22 protein-coding genes are annotated in these 23,704 nt (G+C 63.2%); 6 read left to right on the top strand and 16 right to left on the bottom strand.

The genetic code is table 11. The features are described from left to right. From gatB to P0D68_RS17640, 3 genes are all read left to right on the top strand, one after another. Positions 1 to 1,476 (top strand): Asp-tRNA(Asn)/Glu-tRNA(Gln) amidotransferase subunit GatB, encoded by a 1,476-nt coding sequence (gene gatB / locus P0D68_RS17650; protein WP_408298382.1) that lies wholly within the window; start codon positions 1 to 3, stop codon positions 1,474 to 1,476. A gap of 134 nt (positions 1,477 to 1,610) precedes the next feature. Further along, positions 1,611 to 2,450, top strand: a complete 840-nt coding sequence (locus P0D68_RS17645; protein ID WP_091797252.1) for a PPK2 family polyphosphate kinase — start codon at positions 1,611 to 1,613, stop codon at positions 2,448 to 2,450. A gap of 46 nt (positions 2,451 to 2,496) precedes the next feature. Then, positions 2,497 to 3,276, top strand: a complete 780-nt coding sequence (locus tag P0D68_RS17640) for an exodeoxyribonuclease III (RefSeq protein ID WP_091797249.1) — start codon at positions 2,497 to 2,499, stop codon at positions 3,274 to 3,276. A gap of 98 nt (positions 3,277 to 3,374) precedes the next feature. Here the strand turns inward: P0D68_RS17640 and P0D68_RS17635 are convergent, their stop codons facing one another. From P0D68_RS17635 to argB, 7 genes are all read right to left on the bottom strand, one after another. Beyond that, the gene (locus P0D68_RS17635) at positions 3,375 to 4,652 is read right to left on the bottom strand and encodes a M48 family metallopeptidase (RefSeq protein ID WP_408298385.1); all 1,278 of its coding nucleotides are present in this window, start codon (positions 4,650 to 4,652) and stop codon (positions 3,375 to 3,377) included. After that, positions 4,649 to 6,043 carry an AmpG family muropeptide MFS transporter gene (locus tag P0D68_RS17630; protein WP_091797246.1) on the bottom strand — a complete coding sequence of 465 codons (1,395 nt, stop codon included), beginning with the start codon at positions 6,041 to 6,043 and terminating at the stop codon, positions 4,649 to 4,651. Before P0D68_RS17630 ends, P0D68_RS17635 begins: the two co-directional genes overlap by 4 nt. Positions 6,044 to 6,057: 14 nt before the next feature. After that, positions 6,058 to 6,666: a methionine biosynthesis protein MetW gene (metW, locus tag P0D68_RS17625; RefSeq protein ID WP_007179691.1), complete on the bottom strand. Its 609-nt coding sequence runs from the start codon at positions 6,664 to 6,666 to the stop codon at positions 6,058 to 6,060. Then, complete coding sequence (gene metX, locus P0D68_RS17620; RefSeq protein ID WP_408183988.1) at positions 6,663 to 7,808, bottom strand: homoserine O-succinyltransferase MetX; 1,146 nt, start codon at positions 7,806 to 7,808, stop codon at positions 6,663 to 6,665. Before metX ends, metW begins: the two co-directional genes overlap by 4 nt. A gap of 292 nt (positions 7,809 to 8,100) precedes the next feature. Beyond that, positions 8,101 to 8,802 (bottom strand): nucleoid occlusion factor SlmA, encoded by a 702-nt coding sequence (gene slmA / locus P0D68_RS17615; protein ID WP_408298387.1) that lies wholly within the window; start codon positions 8,800 to 8,802, stop codon positions 8,101 to 8,103. Further along, on the bottom strand, positions 8,769 to 9,572 hold the full coding sequence (locus tag P0D68_RS17610) for a pyrimidine 5'-nucleotidase (protein ID WP_408298389.1): 804 nt from the start codon (positions 9,570 to 9,572) through the stop codon (positions 8,769 to 8,771). The genes slmA and P0D68_RS17610 overlap by 34 nt, the downstream gene beginning before the upstream one ends. Before the next feature lie 269 nt (positions 9,573 to 9,841). Continuing rightward, on the bottom strand, positions 9,842 to 10,741 hold the full coding sequence (argB, locus tag P0D68_RS17605) for an acetylglutamate kinase (RefSeq protein ID WP_007179687.1): 900 nt from the start codon (positions 10,739 to 10,741) through the stop codon (positions 9,842 to 9,844). A 265-nt stretch (positions 10,742 to 11,006) separates the two neighbouring features. Between argB and P0D68_RS17600 the strand changes: the two genes are divergently transcribed. Next, a complete protein-coding gene (locus P0D68_RS17600; RefSeq protein WP_091797233.1) occupies positions 11,007 to 11,225 on the top strand; it encodes a cysteine-rich CWC family protein in 219 nt (72 codons plus the stop codon). A 63-nt stretch (positions 11,226 to 11,288) separates the two neighbouring features. On the opposite strand, the gene P0D68_RS17595 is transcribed toward P0D68_RS17600, so the two are convergent. Then, positions 11,289 to 12,926: a tetratricopeptide repeat protein gene (locus tag P0D68_RS17595; protein WP_408298392.1), complete on the bottom strand. Its 1,638-nt coding sequence runs from the start codon at positions 12,924 to 12,926 to the stop codon at positions 11,289 to 11,291. A gap of 129 nt (positions 12,927 to 13,055) precedes the next feature. Between P0D68_RS17595 and P0D68_RS17590 the strand changes: the two genes are divergently transcribed. Together P0D68_RS17590 and P0D68_RS17585 are read left to right on the top strand one after the other, a co-directional pair. Continuing rightward, positions 13,056 to 14,366, top strand: coding sequence for an ATP-binding protein (locus tag P0D68_RS17590; protein ID WP_091797227.1), 1,311 nt, complete (start codon positions 13,056 to 13,058; stop codon positions 14,364 to 14,366). Continuing rightward, positions 14,363 to 14,905, top strand: a complete 543-nt coding sequence (locus P0D68_RS17585) for a response regulator transcription factor (RefSeq protein WP_007179684.1) — start codon at positions 14,363 to 14,365, stop codon at positions 14,903 to 14,905. Before P0D68_RS17590 ends, P0D68_RS17585 begins: the two co-directional genes overlap by 4 nt. A gap of 147 nt (positions 14,906 to 15,052) precedes the next feature. On the opposite strand, the gene hslU is transcribed toward P0D68_RS17585, so the two are convergent. The 8 genes from hslU to dapF form a co-directional block, all read right to left on the bottom strand. Then, positions 15,053 to 16,399 (bottom strand): ATP-dependent protease ATPase subunit HslU, encoded by a 1,347-nt coding sequence (gene hslU / locus P0D68_RS17580; RefSeq protein WP_091797224.1) that lies wholly within the window; start codon positions 16,397 to 16,399, stop codon positions 15,053 to 15,055. Between the two features lie 9 nt (positions 16,400 to 16,408). After that, the gene (hslV, locus tag P0D68_RS17575; protein WP_091797221.1) at positions 16,409 to 16,945 is read right to left on the bottom strand and encodes an ATP-dependent protease subunit HslV; all 537 of its coding nucleotides are present in this window, start codon (positions 16,943 to 16,945) and stop codon (positions 16,409 to 16,411) included. A gap of 475 nt (positions 16,946 to 17,420) precedes the next feature. Further along, positions 17,421 to 17,840 carry an RNA polymerase-binding protein DksA gene (gene dksA, locus P0D68_RS17570; protein ID WP_012431412.1) on the bottom strand — a complete coding sequence of 140 codons (420 nt, stop codon included), beginning with the start codon at positions 17,838 to 17,840 and terminating at the stop codon, positions 17,421 to 17,423. A 672-nt stretch (positions 17,841 to 18,512) separates the two neighbouring features. Continuing rightward, positions 18,513 to 19,601: a CobW family GTP-binding protein gene (locus P0D68_RS17565; protein WP_091797218.1), complete on the bottom strand. Its 1,089-nt coding sequence runs from the start codon at positions 19,599 to 19,601 to the stop codon at positions 18,513 to 18,515. Between the two features lie 189 nt (positions 19,602 to 19,790). After that, a complete protein-coding gene (locus P0D68_RS17560) occupies positions 19,791 to 20,993 on the bottom strand; it encodes a class I SAM-dependent rRNA methyltransferase (RefSeq protein WP_408298395.1) in 1,203 nt (400 codons plus the stop codon). 88 nt (positions 20,994 to 21,081) lie between these two features. Next, positions 21,082 to 22,005, bottom strand: coding sequence for a tyrosine recombinase XerC (xerC, locus tag P0D68_RS17555; RefSeq protein ID WP_408468720.1), 924 nt, complete (start codon positions 22,003 to 22,005; stop codon positions 21,082 to 21,084). Between the two features lie 28 nt (positions 22,006 to 22,033). Further along, a complete protein-coding gene (locus P0D68_RS17550) occupies positions 22,034 to 22,753 on the bottom strand; it encodes a DUF484 family protein (protein WP_408183981.1) in 720 nt (239 codons plus the stop codon). Between the two features lie 57 nt (positions 22,754 to 22,810). Beyond that, entirely contained in the window at positions 22,811 to 23,698 is an 888-nt protein-coding gene (gene dapF, locus P0D68_RS17545) for a diaminopimelate epimerase (RefSeq protein WP_408298399.1), read from the bottom strand. Positions 23,699 to 23,704: the final 6 nt, after the last annotated feature.

Below are 23,704 nucleotides of genomic sequence, written 5' to 3'. Positions count from 1 at the left end.
ATGACCAAGCAATGGGAAGTCGTGATCGGTCTGGAGACCCACGCGCAACTGTCGACCCAGTCGAAGATTTTTTCTGGCGCCTCGACGCAATTCGGCGCTGCGCCGAACACGCAAGCGTGCCCCGTCGATCTGGCCTTGCCGGGCACGTTGCCGGTAATGAACCGCGGCGCTGTGGAGCGCGCTATCCAGTTCGGTCTCGCGATCGGCGCGACGGTGGCGCCGCGCAGCATCTTCGCGCGCAAGAATTATTTCTACCCCGATCTGCCGAAGGGCTATCAGATCAGCCAGTACGAAATCCCCGTCGTGCAAGGCGGCCAGGTGACGATTCAGGTGCCGGCCAACGAAAAGGCGGGTAAGGAAGCGTACGAGAAGGTCGTCAACCTCACGCGCGCCCACCTCGAAGAAGACGCGGGCAAATCGCTGCACGAAGACTTCGCGGGCATGACCGGCATCGACTTGAATCGCGCCGGCACGCCGCTGCTCGAAATCGTCACCGAGCCGGAAATGCGTAGCGCGGCGGAAGCGGTCGCCTACGCCAAGACGCTGCATACGCTCGTCACGTGGCTCGGCATCTGCGACGGCAACATGCAGGAAGGCTCATTCCGTTGCGATGCGAACGTGTCGGTGCGTCCGGTCGGTCAGGCCGAATTCGGCACGCGCGCCGAGATCAAGAACCTGAACTCGTTCCGCTTCCTCGAAGAAGCAATCCAGTACGAAGTGCGCCGTCAGATCGAATTGATCGAAGACGGCGGCACGGTGGTGCAGGAAACGCGTCTGTACGATCCGGACAAGCGCGAAACGCGTTCCATGCGCAGTAAGGAAGACGCGCACGATTACCGCTATTTCCCCGATCCCGATCTGATGCCGCTCATGATCGACGCGGCGTGGGTCGAGCGCGTGAAGAGCGAGATGCCGGAACTGCCGGTCGCGATTCAACAACGCTTCGTCACGCAATACGGTTTGACGCCTTACGACGCCAACGTGCTGACCTCGAGCAAGGCGATGGCGGCGTACTACGAAGCGGTGGTAAGCAAAGTCGGCCCGTCCAATGCGAAGGCTGCGGCTAACTGGCTGAGGGGCGAAGTGTCGTCGCAGTTGAATCGCGAAGGCCTCGACTTTGCAGCAAGTCCGGTGTCGTCAGCGCAACTCGCTTTGCTGCTGCAACGTATCGCCGACGGCACGATCTCCAACAAGATCGCCAAGGAAATTTTCCTCGTGATCTGGGAAGAGAAAGCCACCGACGAAGCCGCTGCCGATCGCATCATCGAAGCGAAGGGCCTGAAGCAGATTTCGGATACCGGCGCGCTCGAAGCGATCATCGACGAAGTGCTCGCTGCGAATCAGAAGTCGGTCGAGGAATTCCGCGCCGGCAAGGAGAAGGCGTTCAACGCGCTGATCGGTCAGGCAATGAAAGCGACCAAGGGCAAGGCGAATCCGGCGCAGGTAAACGAACTGCTCAAGAAGAAGCTGTCCTGAGTTGAAGCTGAGTTAAAAAAGCACGGCCGAAGCGTTCGCGCTTTGGCTACCGCGGGCTGTTGCCGGAAACGAAAGTGGGGCAGCGGCCCGTTTCATTTGCGGGACCGTTTAAACGCAGATCACGGAGTGTGTGGATGGCCAGGCAACCTGAACTCGACGACTTCCGCGTGCCGTATTTCGACGACGGCAAGAAGAAAAACAAATTCTCGCTCGACGGTTTCGATCCGGCTGCAAAACCCTTTTCTGCCGGTTCAAAAGACGCCGACAAAGCCCGCCTCCTGGAGATCGGCGAGAAGCTCGACTCCCAGCAGGAACGCCTGCATGCGCAGCAGACGCGCCGCGTCCTGCTGGTGCTGCAGGGCATGGACACGAGCGGCAAGGACGGCACGATCCGCGCGGTGTTTCACGACGTCGATCCGCTGGGTTTGCGCATCGTGCCGTTCAAGGCGCCGACGCCCGTCGAACTCGCGCACGACTTTCTCTGGCGCGTGCATGCGCAAGCGCCTGCGGCGGGCGAACTGACGATCTTCAACCGCAGTCATTACGAAGATCTGCTGGTGCCCACGGTGCTCGGCAACCTGGACGCGCCAGCCTTCGCGCAACGCTGCCGCCACATCCGCCAGTTCGAAGCATTGCTGGCAGATAGCGGCACGACCATCATCAAGTGCATGCTGCACATTTCGAAAGAAGAGCAGCGTGTGCGTTTGCAGGCGCGTATCGACGATTCGACCAAGCATTGGAAATTCGACGTCGCCGATCTCGAAGCGCGCAAGCAGTGGGACAAATATCAGGTGGCCTATGGCGAGGCGCTCGCCGCGACATCGACCGAATACGCGCCGTGGTACGTGATTCCGGCGGACTCGAAGACGCATCGCAATGTGATGGTGGCTGAGTTGCTGTTGCGCGCATTCGAGACGCTGAAGCTCGAATTTCCGCCTGCCAAAGAATCGCTGAAGGGCATCAAGATCGCGTGAGCGTGCCCCTTTGCTTCAGAAACGAATCGACCATATAAGGAACGACATGTTGCGTGTGATTACCGCCAACCTGAACGGCATCCGTTCAGCGGCGAAGAAGGGCTTTTTCGACTGGTTCGGCGAACAGAAAGCCGACGTGCTGTGCGTGCAGGAAATCAAATGCTCGCAAGACGACATGACGCCGGAATTCATGGCGCCACACAACTTCACCGGCTATTTCCAGCATGCCGTGAAGAAGGGTTATAGCGGCGCGGGCGTGTACACGCGTCACGAACCGGACGAAGTGGTAATCGGCTTCGGCAGCGAGGAGTTCGATCCGGAAGGGCGCTATGTCGAACTGCGTTTCGGCAAGCTGTCGGTGATTTCGGTGTACGTGCCGTCGGGCTCGAGCGGCGACGAACGCCAGCAGGCCAAATACCGTTTCATGGACGAGTTCATGCCGCATCTCGCGGAACTGGCTCAGGAGCGCGAAGTGATCGTGTGCGGCGACGTGAACATCGTCCACAAGGAAATCGACATCAAGAACTGGAAGAGCAATCAGAAGAACTCGGGTTGCCTGCCGGAAGAGCGCGCATGGCTCACCAAACTGTTCGACGAAGTGGGTTACGTCGACGTGTTCCGCACGCTCGACCAGCGGCCGGAGCAGTACACATGGTGGAGCAATCGCGGTCAGGCGTATGCGAAGAACGTCGGGTGGCGGATCGATTATCAGATCGCGACGCAGGGTATCGCGAGCAAGGCGAAACGCACTGACGTATTTCGCGATATCAAGTTCAGCGACCATGCGCCGTTGACGGTCGACTACGACCACAAGGTGAAGAAGTAAGCAGGGCCCGCGTTCTGGCAGAAGGCGAGGCCAAAGTAGCCTTCCTGCAGGGGCGCGCTTCGACGGACAAGAGCCGCGCCGCGCTCAGCCCACGCCGCTCAGTTGCGGGCCGGTGTGCGGCGCGGCCGGCCCATGCCGCCGTAGTCCGGCAGCGCATCGACCGTTTTGCCGATCGCTTTCGCGTAGAGCGGCAGCATGTCGGGCAGACGTTTGATGATGTCCTGGCGGCGCGCCGGCGTGTACGGATGCACGTAGATGAAGCCCTGATCGCGATTGCTGCGCGTGGCCTGCGCGAGCTTGTCCCAGAGCGTGACCGCCGCGCGCGGATCGAAGCCGGCGCGTGATGCGATATCGCTGCCGATCACGTCGGCTTCGGTTTCGTCGGTATTCTCGTATTTCATTTCCAGGAGGCGCGAGCCGATGCCGAGCGGCGCCGCGCCGAGGTCGGCGAGTCCGAACAGTTGCGGGATCGTACCCGACGAGTCGAGCTGGCTCGCCTGCAGTTGGCCGAGCCGCTCGCGCGCATGTTCGCGCAGCGCGTGCGCGATCTCGTGGCCGATCAGCATGCCGAGTTCGTTGTCGTTCAAACGCGCGCGGTCGAGCAGCCCGCCATACACGACGATCTTGCCGCCCGGCAGACAGTACATGCGGATATCGGGCGAGCGCACCACCGCCACATCCCACTTCCAGTTCTTGGCCCGCTCGTTCCATTTCAGCGAGTACGGGATCAGCTTGTCGACGATCGAGCGCACGCGCGTGACGTGCGCGTCCGCGTCGCCATACAGCCGGTTCGCGTGCTCGGCGCCGTAGGCGATCTGGTTGAACTCTTCGGCGGCTTGCGCCTCGAGCATCGGCGAAGGAATCAGGTTGCGGAACACCAGATAGCCGCCGTAGCGCAGCTGCGTGTTCGTCAGGCTGTACGGTGCGGACGCCGTGGCAGGCATTGATGTGCCGGCGGCCGCTTTGGCGGCTGCGGACGGCGCCGGCGTCCTCGCCGTGACCGGAGCCGGCGGCGATGGCGTCGACGGCGCCGCCGAGGGCGGTGTGGCAATGGCGGGCGCACTGCCGGCGCCCACGGCGCTGCCGGCGTTGGTCGTGCCTTGCACCGCCGATGCCGCGCTTTCCGTGCTCGCGGCGGCCGCTGCGGCCTTCGCTGTTGGCGCGGCCGACGTGGCGGGTGCGGGCGCCGCTGCGGGTGCGGCCGTGCTGGTAGCAGTGGCCGGCATGGCGGTCGCGTAGGCGCTCAAGGGCGCGGCCAACGTCAGGCTCACACAGCCGAGCGACCACACCGCGTGCAGAGCCGCGCGTCTCGCGTTGCGCGCAGGACGCCGGGATGTAATCGGGCGCAGTACGGCCTTCGGGAGAAGCGCCTTCACGACCGCGTCCTCCACGGCGCGATACGCAGCAGAAGCACCATGCCGGGCAACGCCAGCGCGGTGCAAACGATGAAGTAATCGAACCAGCCGATCTGCGCGACCACATAACCGCTTGCCGCTGAGGCCAGCGTGCGCGGCACGGAAGCGAGGCTCGTGAAGAGCGCGAACTGGGTGGCCGTGTAGCGGGGATCGGTGGTGCTGGCGATATAGGCGGTGAAAGCCGCCATCGTCAGGCCGGTGGCGAAGGTTTCGAAGCCGTAGACGAGCGCTAGCGCAACGGAGCGCGGTTCGAGCTGTACGGCCCAATCGATGCCCACCAGCGCAAGCAGCTTCGTCGTGCCCTGGCTCAGCCAGACGGCGATGTCGTAAATCGCCGCGAGACCGGGCGAAGCCGGCCCGAGATGCGCGAGCCACGCGAACCCGAGCGTGGACACCATCTGCAGGATGCCGAAGATCCACAAGCCCCGGCCTATGCCGATTTTCATCAGCCAGATTCCGCCGACGATCCCGCCCGCCAGACTCGCGCCGAATGCGGTGGTCTTCGCGATCACGCCGATCTGCGTGCGCGAAAAACCGATGTCGAGAAAGAACGATGTGGACAGCGTGGTCGCCATCGTGTCGCCGAGCTTGTACAGAAAGATGAAGCCGAGCACGAACAGCGCGCCACGCCAGCCGTCGCGCTGAATGAATTCCTTGAACGGCTGCACGATCGCGTCGCGCAGGTTCTTGGGCGGCGTGCCGTGCACCTCGGGCTCGCGCACTACCAATGTCATCACCATGCCGGGCAGCATGAACGCGGCGGTGACGATAAAAACGGTGCTCCACGGCAAATGGTCGGACAGGATCAACGCGAGCGAACCGGGCACGAGCGCCGCGATCTTGTAGGCGTTCACATGCACCGCATTGCCGAGCCCCTGCTGCGTGTCGCTCAGCAACTCGCGCCGGTAGGCGTCGATCACGATGTCCTGACTCGCGCCGAAGAACGCGACCAGCGCCGTCAACGCCGCCACCGTCCAGATCGAGTCTTTCGGCGACACGAACCCCAACGTTCCGATCGCGCCGGCCACCAGAATCTGCGTGACCAGCATCCAGCCGCGCCGTCTGCCGGGACGCCAGCCCGGAAAACGCGGGACGTAGCGGTCCATTAGCGGGGCCCAGATGAATTTCCAGGTGTACGGGAACTGGATCAGCGCAAAGAGGCCGATCTCTTTCAGATTGACGCCTTCTGAGCGTAACCACGCCTGCACCAGATAGACGAGCGTGAACAGCGGCAATCCCGACGTAAAGCCGAGAAAGACGCAGATCAGCATGCGCGTATTCAGGAACGCGCGCCAGCCGGGGTGTTCTTCGTGAGCGGTAAGTGCAGGCGCCTCGTGCGGCGGGTTCGACATGTGGATAACTTGCGTTAGCTTTTCTTGACGCGATAGACCGCAAGACTACCACGCCAGTTCACGCCCCAACGCACGACCTGGCCCTCGTGGAGCACGACCCGGTCGAGAATCTCGATGCCCACTTCCGGCGCGAGCGCCTCGAAATCCTTGATGGTCAGCACGCGCACGTTCGGCGTGTTGTGCCATTGATAAGGCAGCGACTTCGACACCGGCATGCGGCCCCGCAGCACCGAGAGCCGATGCGCCCAGTAGCCGAAGTTCGGGAACGACACGATGCATTCCTTGCCGACCCGCACGGTCTCGCGCAGGATCGCGGCCGTCTGGTGAATGGTTTGCAGCGTCTGCGACAGAATCGCGAAATCGAAGCTGCCGTCTTCGAACAGGCGCAGGCCGTCTTCCAGATTCTGCTGGATTACGTTGACGCCGTTTTGCGTCGACGCCAGCACGCCCGCGTCGTTGATTTCGATGCCGTAGCCCAGCACGTCCAGTTCTTCGGTTAGGAGCGAGAGCAGCGAGCCGTCGCCGCAGCCCAGATCCAGCACGGTGGCGCGTGGTTCGACCCAGCGGGCGATCGCGCGGAAGTCCGGGCGCAGCGCCAGATAATCGAGTGCTCGCTGGTTCATGCGTTCACCTCGTTCGCAATACGTTCGTAGTAGGCGCGCATCAGGTTGTGATAGCGCGCGTCGTCGAGCAGGAAGGCGTCGTGGCCGTGCGGCGCGTCGATTTCCGCGTAGGTCACCGTGCGCTTGTGATCGAGCAGCGCTTTCACCAGTTCGCGCGAGCGGGCCGGCGCGAACCGCCAGTCGGTCGTGAAGCTGGCGATCAGATATTTTGCCGTGGTGTGCGCGACTGCCTTCGTCAGGTCGCCGTCAAAGGCCTTGGCCGGATCGAAATAGTCGAGCGCGCGGGTGATCAGCAGGTACGTGTTCGCATCGAAGTAGTCGGCGAACTTGTCGCCCTGATAACGCAGGTACGACTCCACCTCGAACTCCACGTCGAAATTGAAGTTGTATGCATCCAGCGCGCCTTCCGCGCGACGCAGCGAGCGGCCGAATTTCTCGGCCATGTCGTCGTCCGACAGATACGTGATGTGGCCGATCATGCGCGCGACGCGCAAGCCGCGCTTGGGCTTCACGTTGTGCGCGTAGTAGTTGCCGCCGTGGAAGTCCGGGTCCGAGAGGATCGCGGAGCGCGCGACCTCGTTGAAGGCGATGTTCTGCGCCGACAGCTTCGGCGTGGACGCCACCACGATGCAATGCGCGACGCGCTCCGGATACATCATGCTCCACGCGAGCGCCTGCATGCCGCCGAGGCTGCCGCCCATCACCGCCGCGAAGCGCGTAATGCCGAACTGATCGGCGACGCGCGCCTGGGCGTTGACCCAGTCTTCCACCGTCACGACGGGAAACGTCGCGCCGTACGGATTGCCGGTAGACGGATCGATACTCATCGGCCCGGTCGAGCCAAAACACGATCCCAGGTTGTTCACGCCGATCACGAAAAACCTGTCGGTGTCGAGCGGCTTGCCCGGGCCGACCATGTTGTCCCACCAGCCGATGTCCTTGGGATTGTCGGCGTACACGCCCGCCACGTGGTGCGAGGCGTTGAGCGCGTGGCACACCAGCACCGCATTGCTACGCGCGGCGTTGAGCGTGCCGTAGGTCTCGACCATCAGGTCGTAACCGGCCAGCGAGCTGCCGTTCTGCAACTGCAGCGGCTCGGTGAAATGCATTTTTTGGGGAGCGACGATACCGATCGATTCCATTCATTCCGCCATTTAACAAAACAGGGCGGCTAGATGGCGTCGGCGAAGCACGGGACTATGACTGTGTGCGCGGCTGACGACCTCTTTAGCCGCATTTATAGTGAACCGCGGGAATCATTCCCGGCAGTTCGCGCGCCCGCAATCGAGTCAGCAAATCGGCGCGTAACAGGTTGTCAAGCAGGTGTTCGGGGTGTTGCGGACAGCGGTCCTTGATGGTTCGAGGTGCCGCAGTCAGGCGCAAAGTATAGCGGAAATTTTCGCGCGGCAACGTCGCGGGCACATGCTGCGCGGACTACTGAAGAATCAGCAGCAATTGCGCGTCGGCCTGTTCGGCGGGCGGCCGCGCGAAGCCGCTACGCACATAACGGTGCCAGCGGCCGATGATATAGCTCAGCAGCAGACTCGCGCGGATCGCGGGATCGTAGCCGGCGGCCAGCGGGGCGGCGGCGTGCTGCTCGCTGGCGTTGTCGCCCGAACTCGCGCCAGTGTTGGCCTCCATTTGCGCGAGGCGCAGACATTGTTTCAGCGACACCTCGACGCGTTCCAGCATCTGGTTCACGCGCTCGGTCAGCCGTTCATGTTCGCCGACCAGCGCCTCGCAGGTCAGCACGCGCGTCATCCCTGGGTTCTTCGCGGGAAAGTTGAGCAGCATCAACGCGATCGAGCGCGCCTGCAGCACGCCATTGCTTTCCTTGTCGGCAATCTGGTTGATCAGCCCGAAGATGGTTTGCTCGATGAACTCGATGAGCCCTTCGAACATTTGCGCCTTGCTGGCAAAATGCCGGTACAGCGCGGCTTCCGATACGCCGAGCCGTGCTGCCAGCGCCGCGGTGGTGATCTTTTCGCTCTTGGGCGCTTCCAGCATGGCGGCGAGCGTCTGGAGGATGTGCACGCGGCGCTCGCCCGGTTTCAGGCGCGGCGCGCGCGGGGCGGCGAGCGTGGCGGTCGGTTCGTGTTCGGCTAAGACTTCGTCAGGCTTGTCGATCGGCTGCATGGCTGTCGTCCCGTCTGCTGTCTCTTCAATCGAACCGAGCGGGTGCTCAGTCGTAGCGATTTTAACGAACGAATGCTCCGGTCGACATAGTGCGGCCGGCCGGTGCCCGGCAGGCGCGTCGGCACGCCGTCGGCGTGCGGCTTGCGCGGCAGATGGCCGGTGATCCACACCGTGCGGATGCCGAGACGCCGGTAGTTTTTCAGATGCGAGCGCGTGTCTTCGACGAGGATCACGTCCTTGAGCGACACGTGAGCGTCGCGCATGGCTTTGCGCAGCATTGCGTGGTCGGGTTTGGCGCGCCAGTGGCGGCGATCGCGCATGTGTTCGATGGCGATCACCTGCTCGAACAGGCGCTCGATGCGCAGTTCGGCGAGCACCGCGCGCGCATAGGCTTCGGGCGCGTTGGTCAGCACGATCTTGCGGCCCGGCAGCGCGGCCACGAGGCGCGCGACACCGCGTTCATGGCGGATCATCGAGCCGAGATCCGGGAAGGTGTGGACGACCTTCAGGAAGTCGTTCGGATCGAGCGGATGGTGGCGCGTGAGGCCGAGCAACGCCGCGCCGTAACGCTGCGTGTAGCCGGTGCGCAGCCGGTTTGCTTCGTCGATGTCCACTTGCAAGGCGTCGATGATGTACTGCGTCATGCCCTGATTGATCGCCGGAAAGATCGCGTGCGACGCGTGGTGCAGCGTGTTGTCGAGATCGAACAGCCAGACCGGACGGCCACCTGCGATATGCGGACGACGGCGTCGGGAAGTGGGGGTGCGCATGATGGAGAACGCCGTTCAGGCGCGAACAGTCGCCTCGCGTGGCGAACGCGAACGGTTCACGGTGCGGGCGGTGGGTGAAGAGGGGAGCGTGGGCTGGTGCGCCGAGGCGGCGCGTTGGCAGCCGTAGTTGGCGCTGTACGAACTGTGCTCGCTGGAAGAGCGGTATGGGCGGTACGAGCGGTACGAGCGGTACGAAGGGGACAGGCAACTGCACGGCACACGCGGCACGCTATGCTGACGTGCCGTGGGTGCCGGGTTTGAGGCAGGAATCAATGCGAGCGGATCATCGTGCCGAACGGCTGCTCGGTGAGAATTTCCAGCAGGACCGAGTGCTCGATGCGGCCGTCGATGATGTGCACCGAACGCACGCCGCTCTTGGCCGCGTCCAGCGCCGACGAGATTTTCGGCAGCATGCCGCCGGAGATGGTGCCGTCGGCGAACAGGCCGTCGATTTCGCGCGCCGACAGATCGGTCAGCAGATTGCCTTCCTTGTCCATCACGCCGGGGATGTTGGTCATCATCACGAGCTTTTCGGCGTTCAGCACGACCGCCAGCTTGCCCGCGACCAGATCCGCGTTGATGTTGTACGACAGGCCGTCTTCGCCGAAACCGATCGGCGAGATTACCGGAATGAACGCGTCGTCCTGCAACGCTTTCACGACTGCCGGGTTGATCGCCTCGACTTCGCCGACCTGACCGATGTCGACGTACTGGCCGGGATTGTCGCGATCCGGCATCAGCATCTTGCGGGCGTGGATCAGGCCGCCGTCTTTGCCCGTCAGGCCGACCGCGTGGCCGCCGAAGTGGTTGATCAGCGTGACGATGTCCTGCTGCACTTCGCCGCCGAGCACCCATTCGACGACTTCCATCGTCTCTTCGTCGGTGACGCGCATGCCCTGGATGAAGGTGCCCTGTTTGCCGATCTTCTTCAGCGCCTGATCGATTTGCGGACCGCCGCCGTGCACGATGACCGGATTGATGCCGACCAGCTTCAGCAGGATCACGTCGCGCGCGAAGCCCTGCTTCAGGCGCTCTTCGGTCATGGCGTTGCCGCCGTATTTGATGACCACGGTCTTACCGTGATACTGGCGGATGTAGGGCAGCGCCTCGGCCAGGATTTCAGCCTTCAGGGTGGGCGCGATCTGCGAAAGGTCAGGAAGCTCGGACATGGCGGCAGGCTCAGGCACGGAACAGTTGAATCAGGGCGAATTGTACAGGACTGGCGCGCTGCAACAGGGTTTTCGATACCTGTGCGGGCGGCGGGCGCCGCAGGCTTTGCGCACCGCGCAATGACAGCCCGTGCCCACCAGTCAACGGCGAAGCGTAACGCGGTTCGGCGGCCCCCGTAAATTAGCCGGACGGACGACTCACGGCGGCCCGCCAGTCGTGGCATCATTTCCTGATCCAGGCTGAAGCGAGACCATCCGGCCCGTCATGAAACCGTCCGTTTCCCGCTCCCAAAGCAGCGCGCGCTGCCCGCGCTGTGGCAGCGTGTTCGATTGCGGCATGCATTCGCAACCGCTCGACTGCTGGTGCCGAAAAATGCCGGCGTTGCCGGCGGACAGGCTCGATCCGACAGGACGCTGCCTGTGTCCCGAATGTCTTGCTGCGGAGATTGCGCGGGCGGCTCAAGCGTCGCCGGCGCGTGATTGATGCGTGTGGTGACGAAAAGATCGCCGCAAGCATCGCTGTTTGACGGAATTGCCAAGGCGCGCCTTACGCCGCGCGGTGCCCGGCCGCCAACGCCTTCAGATCACGCGCGACGGCCTCCAGCGCCGGCTCCCATTGACCAAACCGCGGCTGCCGGTACAGCGTGGCGCTCGGATACCACGGGCTGTCACGACGGTCGAGCAGCCAGACCCAGTGCGGGTTGACGTCGAGCAGCACCCAGGTGCGCTGGCCGAGCGCGCCGCTCAAATGCGCCGCCGATGTGCAAACGGTGATGACGAGATCGAGCGCGCCCACGAACGCGGCGGTATCGTCGAAGCTCGCGAATTCGGCGGTGTAGTCGGCCATTGGCAGGCCGGCTGCGCGTGCCGCCGCGACATCTGCGTCTGCGCCCGGCTGCAACGAATAGAACGCCACGTCCTGCATGCCGCCGAAATGAGCCGCATAGCGTTCCCAACCCACGCGGCGAAATGGATTGCGCTGATGGCCGTGGCTGCCGGTCCATGTCAGGCCGACTTTAAGCCTGGCTTCGCCCGCAAGCCTTTTTTGCCACGACGCCGTGGCGGCCGGGTCCGCGTGCAAATAGGGTACTGCAGCCGGAATCGTTTCTTCCCGCGTCTCGAATCTCAGCGGCAAGCTGAGCAACGGAATCTCGTAGTCGAATGCGGGAAGCGACTCGACGCCGCCGCCGGCTGAAAACTCGTCCGCGTGAGCGCCCAGGCTGCGTGCGAGCAGCGCGCCCATTTGCGGGAACGAGTTCCAACTGAGCCGGCCGCCTTCGCGATGGACACGCTCGGCCAGCATCGGGATATAGCGGCAGAACTGCAAAACGTCGCCCATGCCTTGCTCGCCCCACACGAGCAAGGTTTTGCCGGCGAGCGATTCGCCGCGCCAAAGCGGTGCGGGCATGACCGGGCGGTTCCCGCCCAACTCCGCGGAGCCGTCCCAGCGCGCTTCGTGCGATGCCCAGCCGTGCGCATAATCGGCCCGAACCAGTTGCAGCATGGACAGATTGGAGCGCAGGGTGGCGTCGTCGGGTCCCAATGCGCAAGCGGTTTGGGCGGCTTGCTCCGCGTCGTCCCAGCGTTGCGCCTCACGCAGCGTCAGCGCATAGTTGTTGTGCGCCAGCGAGCTGTGCGGCGCACATTGCACGGCCCGGGCGCCGGCTTCGAGCGCTCGCGGCAGATCCATATTCGTGCGGTACGCGTTCGTCAAATTGGTCCAGCCGTCGCCCTCACCAGGCTCGTCCCGGACCGCGCTTTCCAGAAGCGCGATCTGCTCGTTCGCGTCGCCACCCGCACGCGCCAGTGCGCCGGCGAGATTGCTGCGCAGGCACGGCAATCCTGGATCGATGGCGAGTGCGCGTCGGTAGGGTGCAATGGCCTCGCCATGCCGGTTTGCTATCTGCAACGCATAGCCATGACGAAAGTGCGCAAGAGCGCGGTGCGGATCGAGTTGGGCAATAATGGCAGCGAGTTCGATCGCCTCGCCGACACGGTGTTGTTTGAGCAGTGCGGTAGTGAGCGATGCGAGTGACGCGTCGTCCAGTGGATGGAGTCGCGCCGCGGCGTCGAGGCAAACGGCCTCGGCTTGCGCCGTGCCATTGTGCCGGGCTGCTGAGGCTTGTCGCAAAAAAGTCAGGAAAGCTGAAGAGGCATCAGCCTCGCAGTCAGAAGTAGGTAGCATGGATAGGCGGCGCGACTGAGGAACCGATGACGAGAGATCGGTTCGCGCGCGCTGTCGCAAAAAATTTCCATGTTACCGGCGCAAAGTCGCGAGGTAAGTCGGACGAGTCCGAACAGGTAAACTAAAGTCATGCATCGTATAACCAACACCGGCCGCGTCAATCTCGGGCATCTGTTCTGGCTGCGCAGTCTCGCGATCATCGGCCAGTTGATGACGATTGCGTTCGTGCAGACCTTCATCGGCGTGCATCTGCCGTTGCCCGCCATGCTGCTCGTGATCGCGCTGGAAGTGATCTTCAACGGAATCACATGGTGGCGTGTTTCGCAGCAGCGGCCCGAATCCAACATGGAATTGTTCGGTCAGATCTGGGTCGATCTAGGCGCGTTGTCCGCGTTGCTGTTTCTCTCCGGCGGCACCACCAATCCATTCGTTTCGCTCTACCTGCCTTCGCTCGCCATCGCCGCGGCCGTGCTGCCGTGGCATCTGATGGCCTGGCTCGCGGCATTCGCGGTAGCCTGCTACGCCGTGCTGGGTTTCGATTCCGTGCCGCTGAATCTCGACAATCCGGCGAACCTGTTCGACTACTATCGCGCGGGTATGTGGGTGAACTTCATGGTCAGCGTCGGGCTCATTGCATGGTTCGTTGCACGCATGTCGAGAGCACTGCGGCTACGTGACGCAGCGCTCGGAGAAGCGCAGCAGCGCTTGCTTCACGATGAACGGGCGGTCGCGCTCGGTGTACAGGCCGCCACCGTCGCTCACGAAATTGGTACGCCTCTGTCTACAATTGCGATGTTGTCCGAAGAATTGCGCGACGCCGCGCGTTCCGACAAGGGGCTCGCGCCCTACGCCGCCGACCTCGAACTGCTCGAACAGCAGATGACGCTATGTACATCGGCGCTTGCCCGTTTGCGCAGCCGGGCGTCGACCAGCGCCAGCCGACAACCGGTCGGCGAATGGCTCGAATCCTTCGCTGAGCAGTGGCGCTTGCGTCATCCGCATGTGAAGTTCGAGCGGATCGGCGTGCCGCCTGCGGATGTCAGTCTTGACGACACCGTGGCTGTGAGTCAGATTCTCACGATTCTGCTCGACAATGCTGCGCGTGCAAGCCGCGATCACGTCACGCTGTCCTGCGCGCTTGCGGCGCGTGGAGATCAGATCGTCTTCGAGGTCTGTGACGCAGGCCCTGGCATTCCGGCCGCGTTGCGCGGCTCGTTGGGCGCGATGCCGGTCGAGAGTACTCAAGGCGGGCACGGCGTGGGTCTCTATCTGGCTTTTTCGGCGGCGGCGCGTCTGAAAGGATCGATCGAGCTGACCGATGTCAGCACGATCAAGCCGCGTGGTACGCGTGCGGTCCTGAAACTGCCGCTCGCCGCGCGCAAATTTTTTGGCTCGGGCCGTCAAGGCGCCGCACCATCCAACACGGAGAAACAAGTATGAGCGAAATGAATTTTCTGGTGATCGACGACGACGAGGTGTTCTCCGGCATCCTCGCGCGTGGTCTCACCCGGCGCGGCTACACGGTGAGCGAAGCACACAACGCGGATGAGGCAATCAAGCTGGCGAATCAGCAGAAGTTCAGCCAGATCACGGTGGATCTGCATCTCGGCAATGACTCCGGCCTCACGCTCGTCGCGCCATTGCGCGATCTGCAGCCCGACGCGCGCATGCTGGTGCTGACCGGTTACGCGAGTATCGCCACGGCGGTGCAGGCGGTGAAAGACGGCGCGGATAACTACCTGGCCAAGCCTGCCAATGTGGAGACGATCTTGTCGGCACTGCAAAGTGAAGCAAGCGCGTTGCAAGCGGAAGAGGCGATCGAGCATCCCACGCCGTTGTCGGTGGCGCGTCTGGAGTGGGAGCATATTCAACGCGTGCTGGCCGAACACGGCGGCAATATCTCGGCTACCGCGCGTGCGTTGAATATGCATCGGCGAACGCTGCAACGCAAACTGGCAAAGCGGCCGGTCAAGCAGTAGAAACGGCAGACTCCGCACCGCTTTTGCCGTAAGCAAATGAAAACGGGCTGCCTTATCAAAGGCAACCCGTTTTTTTATGCGTTCACATGTGATCTGATCTGTCTCAAGCGGCGAACATCACAGCTTGGGGCAATCTCAGCATCGACATCACAGCACGTAACGCGACAGATCTTCGTCTTCCGCCACTTCGTTCAGCGCGCGATCGACATAAGCCGCGTCGATCTGCACCGTGCGGCCCGAGTGGTTGCCGGCCGCGAACGAGACTTCCTCGAGCAGTTTTTCGATCACCGTGTACAGGCGGCGCGCGCCGATGTTCTCGGTTTTCTCGTTCACCGAGTACGCGATTTCGGCCAGGCGGCGAATGCCGTCGTCCGCGAATTCGAGGTGCACATCTTCGGTGGCGAGCAGTGCCTGGTATTGCTTGACGAGGCTCGCGTCCGTGGACACCAGAATCGACTCGAAGTCGTTGACCGACAGCGAATCCAGTTCGACGCGAATCGGGAAGCGGCCTTGCAGTTCCGGAATCAGATCGCTTGGCTTGGCGAGGTGAAATGCACCGCTGGCAATGAACAGAATGTGATCGGTCTTCACCATGCCGTACTTGGTGTTGATCGTGGTGCCTTCGACCAGCGGCAACAGATCGCGCTGCACACCCTGACGCGAGACTTCCCCGCCGCCGGCTTCGTTGCGCGACGCGATCTTGTCGATTTCGTCGAGGAACACAATGCCGTTCTGCTCGACGTTCTGCACCGCTTTGGCTTTCACCTCTTCGTCGTTCAGCATCTTGGCGGCTTCTTCGTCGGTGAGCGCCTTCAGCGCTTCCTTCACCTTCATCTTGCGACGCGTTTTCTTGCCGCCGCCGATGTTCGCGAACATCGAACGGATCTGCTCGGTCATGTCTTCCATGCCCGGCGGCCCCATGATGTCCATGCCGACTTGCGGCTGTTCCACGTCGAGTTCGACTTCCTTGTCGTCGAGCAGGCCCTCGCGCAGACGCTTGCGGAATGTCTGACGCGTGGTGCTGCCTTCGTCGACGGTATCAGCGGCGCTCGAGCTTGCGCCGAAGCCGACCGGGCGCGCGCTCGGCAGCAGAATGTCGAGGATGCGGTCTTCGGCCTGATCTTCGGCCTTGGTCCGCACTTTGCGCATTTCGGTTTCGCGGGTCTGCTTGACCGAGATTTCGATCAGGTCGCGCACGATGCTGTCCACATCGCGGCCTACGTAGCCGACCTCGGTGAACTTGGTCGCTTCGATCTTGATGAACGGCGCGTCGGCAAGTTTCGCCAGACGCCGCGCGATTTCGGTCTTGCCGACGCCGGTCGGTCCGATCATCAGAATGTTCTTCGGCGTGATTTCCTGGCGCAGCGGTTCTTCAACCTGCTGACGGCGCCAGCGATTGCGCAGCGCCACGGCCACCGCTTTTTTCGCGCGGCCTTGGCCAATGATGTGTTTGTCGAGTTCCGAGACTATCTCGGCAGGGGTCATGGTGCTCATCGTGGGTCCTTACTCGATCGTCTCGATGACGCGGTTATGGTTCGTGTAGATGCACATGTCGCCGGCAATCTCCAGCGACTTTTCCACGATTTCGCGGGGCGACATCTCGGTGTTGTCGGCGAGCGCTTTCGCCGCGGCTTGCGCATAGGCGCCGCCCGAACCGATCGCGCAAATGCCGCCTTCCGGATCGAGCACGTCGCCGTTGCCGGTAATGACGAGCGTGGTGGTGGCGTCCGCGGCGATCAGCATGGCTTCGAGACGGCGCAGCATGCGGTCGGTGCGCCAGTCTTTTGCGAGTTCGACGGCGGCGCGCGTGAGATTGCCCTGATGTTTTTCCAGCTTGGCTTCGAAACGGTCGAGTAGCGAGAAAGCGTCGGCCGTGCCGCCGGCGAAGCCGACCAGCACCTTGCCGTTATAGATGCGCCGGACTTTCTTCGCACCGCCTTTCATGACGATATTGCCCAGCGTCACCTGGCCGTCGCCGCCGAGCGCGACCTTGTCGCCGCGCCGCACGGAGACGATCGTCGTGCCGTGAAATTGCTCCATATGCGTTCCTCTTTGCAAAACGGGTAGGACGCGGCAGCGCGATGCGCCACCGCATGAATCCTGAAAGCGGACGACGCGCGACGCTAAAACCGAACCGGCGGGCGCGCGCTCGTGCAGCGCATGTCCGGTTTATTTTAGGGCGTGCGCGGTCATATCAAGAGCCGGCAAATGGCATAGGACAAAAAACACGCGATTCGGTGCGGGGAACGCGCCCGCGCGGCATCGGACGGCGCGGGGCTGGGATGACGAGAATCCTGGTCCCTAGCCGGCAAATGGCATAGGGCAAATACAGATGGTTCGGAAGCGAACGCGGCGGTTATGCCGACAAGAGGGGCGAGGCGAGGTGAGTAGCAGCCTGCACCACGGCAATGCCTCAAATAGGCGTCACGCAAAAGAAAAAAGGCGCACGGACCACCGTGCGCCTCTCGACGAAGCAGCGTTTTCGGGCGCGGAGCCGAAGCCGCGCCGCAAGCGTTCAGTCGCCGAACAGCTTCTGGCGCAGTTCGCGGCGTTCCTGCGCTTCGAGCGACAGGGTGGCCGTGGGCCGTGCGAGCAGACGCGGAATGCCGATCGGCTCACCGGTTTCTTCGCACCAGCCGTAGTCGCCCGAGTCGATACGCGCGATCGACTGCTGAACCTTCTTCAGCAGCTTGCGCTCGCGGTCGCGCGTGCGCAGTTCGAGCGCATGCTCTTCCTCGATCGTTGCGCGGTCGGCCGGATCCGGCACGATTACGGTCTCGCGCAGGTTCTCGGTCGTCTGGCCGGCATTGCGGAGAATATCCGCCTGCAGCTGTTCGAGCTTGTTCTTGAAGAAGGCGAGCTGATCCTCATTCATGTAATCCTTGTCGCTCATCTTCAGGATTTCGGCTTCGGTCAAGAGTCGTTTCGTCGTCATCTGGCTAACTTCTTCAATGTGAGGCAAAACTCTTACGTCGTGCCCGCACTTTCGTATTGCCCGCAAAGGCACCTCGAGGACGCGGAGCGCCAGGGCGGGCACGGACGGTGGACTGTCGTGACGCCGAAGCGCCTGGCGCCCACACGCCGGGCGTCGCAACGCCAATGCGGGGCCGAACTCCTCTGGAAACCGATTCTCAAATGCTCCTGAGGCATTGCTTGCCGGCAGCGCGTCTTTTCAGACCGTGCCGGCCGGCATTGTCGGCGTATTGTCCGGATTAGATTTTCCGGCGCCGTTTCAGGCCCGGCGCGGATACGCGCTGACCGGGCAATTCGTTCTCATTCTCCAGTGGGCACGTATTGTAACTGAATCACAATCTAGCACCGCAACTGGTGAAAATCCCCCTGCGGTACGCCGATATCCCGAAAATATAACGCGCGCACGGCTAAAAAGCGATGGTCGTGCACGCTTTAATACAGCAGGGTTTTCACGCGCTTTTCATACGCGTGTCTTTTCAACCCGCTTACGGCGGCCGCCGGTAATATTCAGCAGATGTTTATCTCGGGGCGCGTCGCCGAATCGCGCATTGACGCGCAACAGCACGACGCTACCAGCAAAACCGGTGCCTGCCGGAAAGACAGGCAGCCCCGGCGAGGCCGGGGCGCGCCGCGTTTAGACGAGGCAGGCGTCCAGACCGTCGGTGATCAGGTCTTGCGGCAGTTCGATGCCGATAAACACCATCTTGTTGGTCTTTTTCTCGATCGGCTGCCATTTCGCGGCCAGATCGCTGCCCATCATCTGATGCACGCCCTGGAACACGACTTTGCGGTCGACGCCCTTCATATACAGCACGCCCTTGTAGCGCAGCAGGCGTTCGCCGTAAATCTGCAGAATGCCGCCGAGGAAGTCTTCGAGCTTGTTCGGATCGAACGGACGGTCGTTGCGGTAGACGAACGACTTGATCTTGTCGTCGTGGTGCGCGTGGTGGTGATGACCATGATCGTGGCCTTCGTGATCGCACTGGCCGTGGTCGTGATCGCAGTTGGCGTGATCGTCATGCGTATGGCCGTGCTCGTCATGCGCGTGAGCGTGGCTGTGCGCATGCTCGTCTTCCACGAGAAAATCCGGGTCGATTTCGAGCTTCGAATTCAGGTTGAAGCCGCGCAGGTCGAAGATTTCCTTGATGTCCGCTTCGCCGAAATTGACGACCTTGATCGCCGCCCGCGGGTTCATGTGCAGCAGGCGGTGGCGCAGATCGGCGAGGTGCTTCTCATCGACCAGGTCGGACTTGGTGATGAACAGGCGGTCGGCGAACCCGACTTGGCGCTGCACGACTTCGTGCTCGTCCAGTTGGTGGTTCGCGTGCTTCGCGTCGACCAGGGTGATGATGGCGTCCAGCAGGAATTCGCTGGCGATCTGGTCGTCCATGAAGAACGTCTGCGCGACGGGGCCCGGATTGGCCAGGCCCGTGGTTTCGATCACGACGCGGTCGAAGTCCAGCTTGCCGGACTGTTTCTGCGCCGCCAGATCGCCCAGCACGCGCGAGAGGTCGCCGCGGATCGTGCAGCAGATGCAGCCGTTGCTCATCTGGATGATCTGCTCGCCCGTGTCCTGCACGAGAATTTCGTTGTCGATGTTTTCTTCGCCGAACTCGTTCTCGATCACGGCGATCTTCATGCCGTGCTTTTCATTCAGGATGCGCTTGAGCAGGGTGGTTTTGCCGCTGCCGAGAAAGCCGGTCAGGATGGTGACTGGAATCATAGGGGTCGCCTGTATTGTCGTGAAACGGTGCGTAATCGAAGCCTGAAATGGGCGCGGCAGCCTCCTGGCGCGCTGCCCGGTCCAGCCGGTTATTGAAACATATTCGCCAGGCCGGCGCTGGCGCACGGGTTCGAGCCCGCTTTCGCCCGTGCCGGCGGCGCCGGGAAATAATCCCCAAATTATGGGCGATCAGGCGATTTGCAACAGCAGGCCCTTCAGATACTCGCCTTCCGGGAACGCCGTCAGCAACGGATGATCCACCCCGGCGCCAAGCCGCTTGAGAATCCGGGCGTCCACGCGCGCGTCGGCGGCCGCGCCGGAGACGATCTTCTGGAACAGTTCAGAGTCGATCGCGCCGGAGCACGAGTAGGTGAAGAGCAGGCCGCCTGGGCGCAGCAATTTCAGCCCGGTCAGGTTGATGTCCTTGTAAGCACGCGACGCGCGGTCCACATGTTCACGCGACGGCGCGAATTTCGGCGGGTCGAGCACGACCAGGTCGAAGCGCTCGCCCTCGTCGTAGAGACGGCGCAGCGTTTTGAAGGCGTCGGCGTCGAGCCAGGTCGCGCGTTCGGCGTCGAACCCGTTGGCCGCCACGTTCTGCTGGGCGATCGCGAGCGCGTCGCCCGACGAATCGATCGACACGACACGCTTGGCGCCGCCTTTCAAGGCTGCGAGCGAGAAACCGCCGGTGTAGCAGAAGCAGTTCAGCACGTCGCGATCCTGCGCGAGTTGCTGCACCAGCAGGCGGTTGTCGCGCTGGTCGACGTAGAAGCCGGTCTTGTGGCCGTTGCGCACGTCGACGTGATAGCGCACGCCGTTTTCGCTCGCAATCAGTGCCTCCGACGGCGCTTCGCCCGCCAGCACGCCGGTGATCTGTTCGAGTCCTTCCTTCTGACGAATCGACACGTCCGAGCGTTCGTAGACATTCGGGCAGCCGGTCGCGCCGGTCAACGCCGCGACGATCGCTTCCTTCCACGCCTCGACGCCCGCCGCCATGAACTGGCAAACCAGCTGACTGCGCTGGCCTTCGTCCTCGGCGACGTAGTGATCGACGATCAAGCCCGGCAGGCCGTCCGCCTCGCCGAAGATGAGCCGCACTGCGCCGGTGTCGTGAACCATCGTTTGACGATGCGCGATCGCGCGCTGCACGCGGCGCTTGAAGAACGCGTGATCGATCGGCTCAGTTTCGTCGAAGCTCCACACGCGGGCGCGGATCTGCGAATGCGGGCTGTACGCCGCGCGCGCGAGGAAACGGCCGTCGTGCGCGCGCACCAGCACGGTGGCGCCGGGTGCGGGATTGCCGTCGATCCGGTCGATCGCGTTGGCATAGACCCACGGATGGCGGCGCAGCAGCGATTTTTCTTTCGACGGTTTGAGCGTAACGGTATTCATCAGGTGTCAGAGAGAGCAATGGGCCGCGCGGCACAGCGCACGCGGCGGGTAAAGCGAAGGCGGAGACTGTCTGCCGCGGGTCGCGGCGTCAGTCGCGTTTTTTAGCGCGCGGATGCGCCTGATCGTAGACGTGCGCGAGATGCTGGAAATCGAGCGCGGTGTAGACCTGCGTGGCGGTAATGCTGGCGTGGCCGAGCAGTTCCTGCACCGCGCGCAGATCGCCGCTCGACTGCAGCACGTGCGTGGCGAACGAATGCCGCAGCACGTGCGGGTGCACGTTGGCGGGAATGCCGGCGGCCAGCGCCGAGCGCTTCACGCGCTCACGCACCACGTTCGGCGACAGGCGATTGCCGCGCGCCGACAGAAAGAGCGGATGCGGATCGTGCTTCACCATCTGGTCGCGCACGGCGAGCCAGGCGTTCAAGGCCTCCAGCGCCTTGCTGCCGACCGGTACGACGCGGCGCCGGTTGCCTTTGCCGAGCACTTCGACTTCGGCCGAGTCGAGCTTGAGCCAGCCGGCCGAGCGGTAGCCGTCGGCATCGGCGAAACGGGCGTCGAGGCCGACCAGTTCCGCAAGGCGCAGGCCCGACGAGTAGAACAGTTCGAGCATGGCGTGATCGCGCAAACCTTCGGGCGATGCGGCGGGCGGACTTTCCATCAGCCGCGTGGCGTCGTCGACGGAAAGCGCTTTGGGCAGCGTCTTGGCCTGTTTCGGCGCGCGCACGGTCGCGACCGGATTGGCCGGCAGATCGACACGGCCGGCGAGCCAGCGGTAAAACGCACGCCATGCCGAGAGCCGGTGGCTGATCGAGCGCGCCGTCAGGCCGCCCGCGTGCGCGCGCGAAACGGCGCCGCGAATGTCCACGGCGGTGAGGCTTTCGAGCGGCCGGCCTTTGGCCAGCTGCTTGAGTTCTTCCAGTTCGTGGGTGTAGCCGCGCAGCGTATGTGCCGACAGCCGCCGCTCGTGTTCGAGATTCGACAGATAGGCGGCGATCGGGTCGGTGGCGGTCACGGTGATTTTCTGGCGGCTTTGGCAGCGCTCAGCGCGGCAGCAGACGGCTCAGCGCGGCGCTTGCGAGTGCGCCGATCTGCGTGAGGAAGTCGGTTGCCATGCCGTCGTGGAAGCGGCGCGCGTCGGGCGAACCCATCACGAGGAGGCCGAAGGTCGGCGCTTCTTCGTTGCCTTCCGGGTCGCGCAGCGCGAGCAAGGCGATCGATTCGGTGGCGTGCGCCGACTCGGACGCCGCGTGCCCCGCGCTGTCATCGCTGACAGCCGCGACGGACGGCGCCAGCCACTGCGCGGCTTCGAAGCCGGTGTTCGCGCCGCAATACGGCGTGGTCAGGCTATTGGCGAAGATGCGCACTTCCTCGCCGACATGGCGCGCGAAGTCGGCCTGCGCATAAGGCTCGGCAATATCCCACACGCGCAGCGCCGCCTGCGGCACGTCGAAAATATCGCGCAGACCAGTGGCGATCGTGCGCGGCAGCGCATAGGGATCGCGTTCGGCCATCACGCGGATGGTCCAGCGGTTGAATTTCGACGCGATGCTGTCGTTCTCATGGCCGTAGCGCAGAAGTTCGGCGAGGCGGCGTTCGAGGTGTTTGTTCTTGTCGCGCAGCATTTCCATCTGCCGTTCCTGCAGCGACACCGCGGCTTTGCCGTGCGGATTCGCGAGCCGGATCGTCGCGAGCATTTCCGCGTGTTCGGCGAAGAATTCAGGGTTGGCGAGCAGGTATTCGGCGACTTCGCGATCGTTCATGGTTTCGGCTAATGGACTACGGGGCGACGCCTCGAGGCGGCGCATCGGTCAATGAGTTTATGCGGCCTGTGAATCCGCCAGGGCGTCGGCCAGTTCGATTTCGCCCTCGAAGACGGTCGCGGCAGGTCCGGCCATCAGCAGCGGCTCGTCGGCTTGCGTGCTGTCCCAAGTGATGGTCAGTTTGCCGCCATGCGTGTGCACCAGCACCGGCGCATCGAGCAACCCGCGCCGGATCCCGGCCGCGACCGCCGCGCATGCGCCCGTGCCGCACGCGAGCGTTTCGCCCGCGCCGCGCTCGTACACGCGCAGCTTGATCTCGCTGCGACCGACGATCTGCATGAAGCCTGCGTTCACCCGCTGCGGAAAACGCGCATGGCGCTCGATCACCGGGCCTTCGACCAGCACCGGGAACGCTTCGACGTCGTCGACCACCTGCACGGCGTGCGGATTGCCCATCGACACCACGGAAATCCAGCGCGTCGTGCCGTTCACGTCGAGCGGCCAAAGCGTATCCGCGCCTTCGCGGCGGCCTTCGAGGCCTTTGGTGGCGAACGGCACGCGCTCCGGGTCGAACACGGGCGTGCCCATGTCGACCAGCACTTCGCCGTTTTCCTGCATGGTCAGCGTGATGGTGCCCTTTTGCACCTGCACGCGCACGCTGCGTTGATCGGTGAGGCCGCTATCGCGCACGAACTTGACGAAGCAGCGCGCGCCGTTGCCGCAATGCTCGACTTCGCCACCGTCGCAATTGAAGATGCGATATCTGAAATCGACGCCGTCGACGGTGGGCTTTTCGACCAGCAGCAGCTGATCCGCGCCGACGCCGAAATGCCGGTCCGCGAGCGCGCGCACCTGCGCCGGCGTCAGGTTGACCGGTTGGGTGTAGCCGTCGAGCACGACGAAGTCGTTGCCCGCGCCGTGCATTTTGGTGAATTTCAGTTTCATCACGCT

It is taken from the genome of Paraburkholderia sp. RL17-380-BIE-A, from assembly GCF_046028085.1.
Classification (GTDB): Bacteria; Pseudomonadota; Gammaproteobacteria; order Burkholderiales; family Burkholderiaceae; genus Paraburkholderia.
Note: the sequence above shows the minus strand (reverse complement) of the source record. Positions and strands in the feature narration are given on the sequence as shown.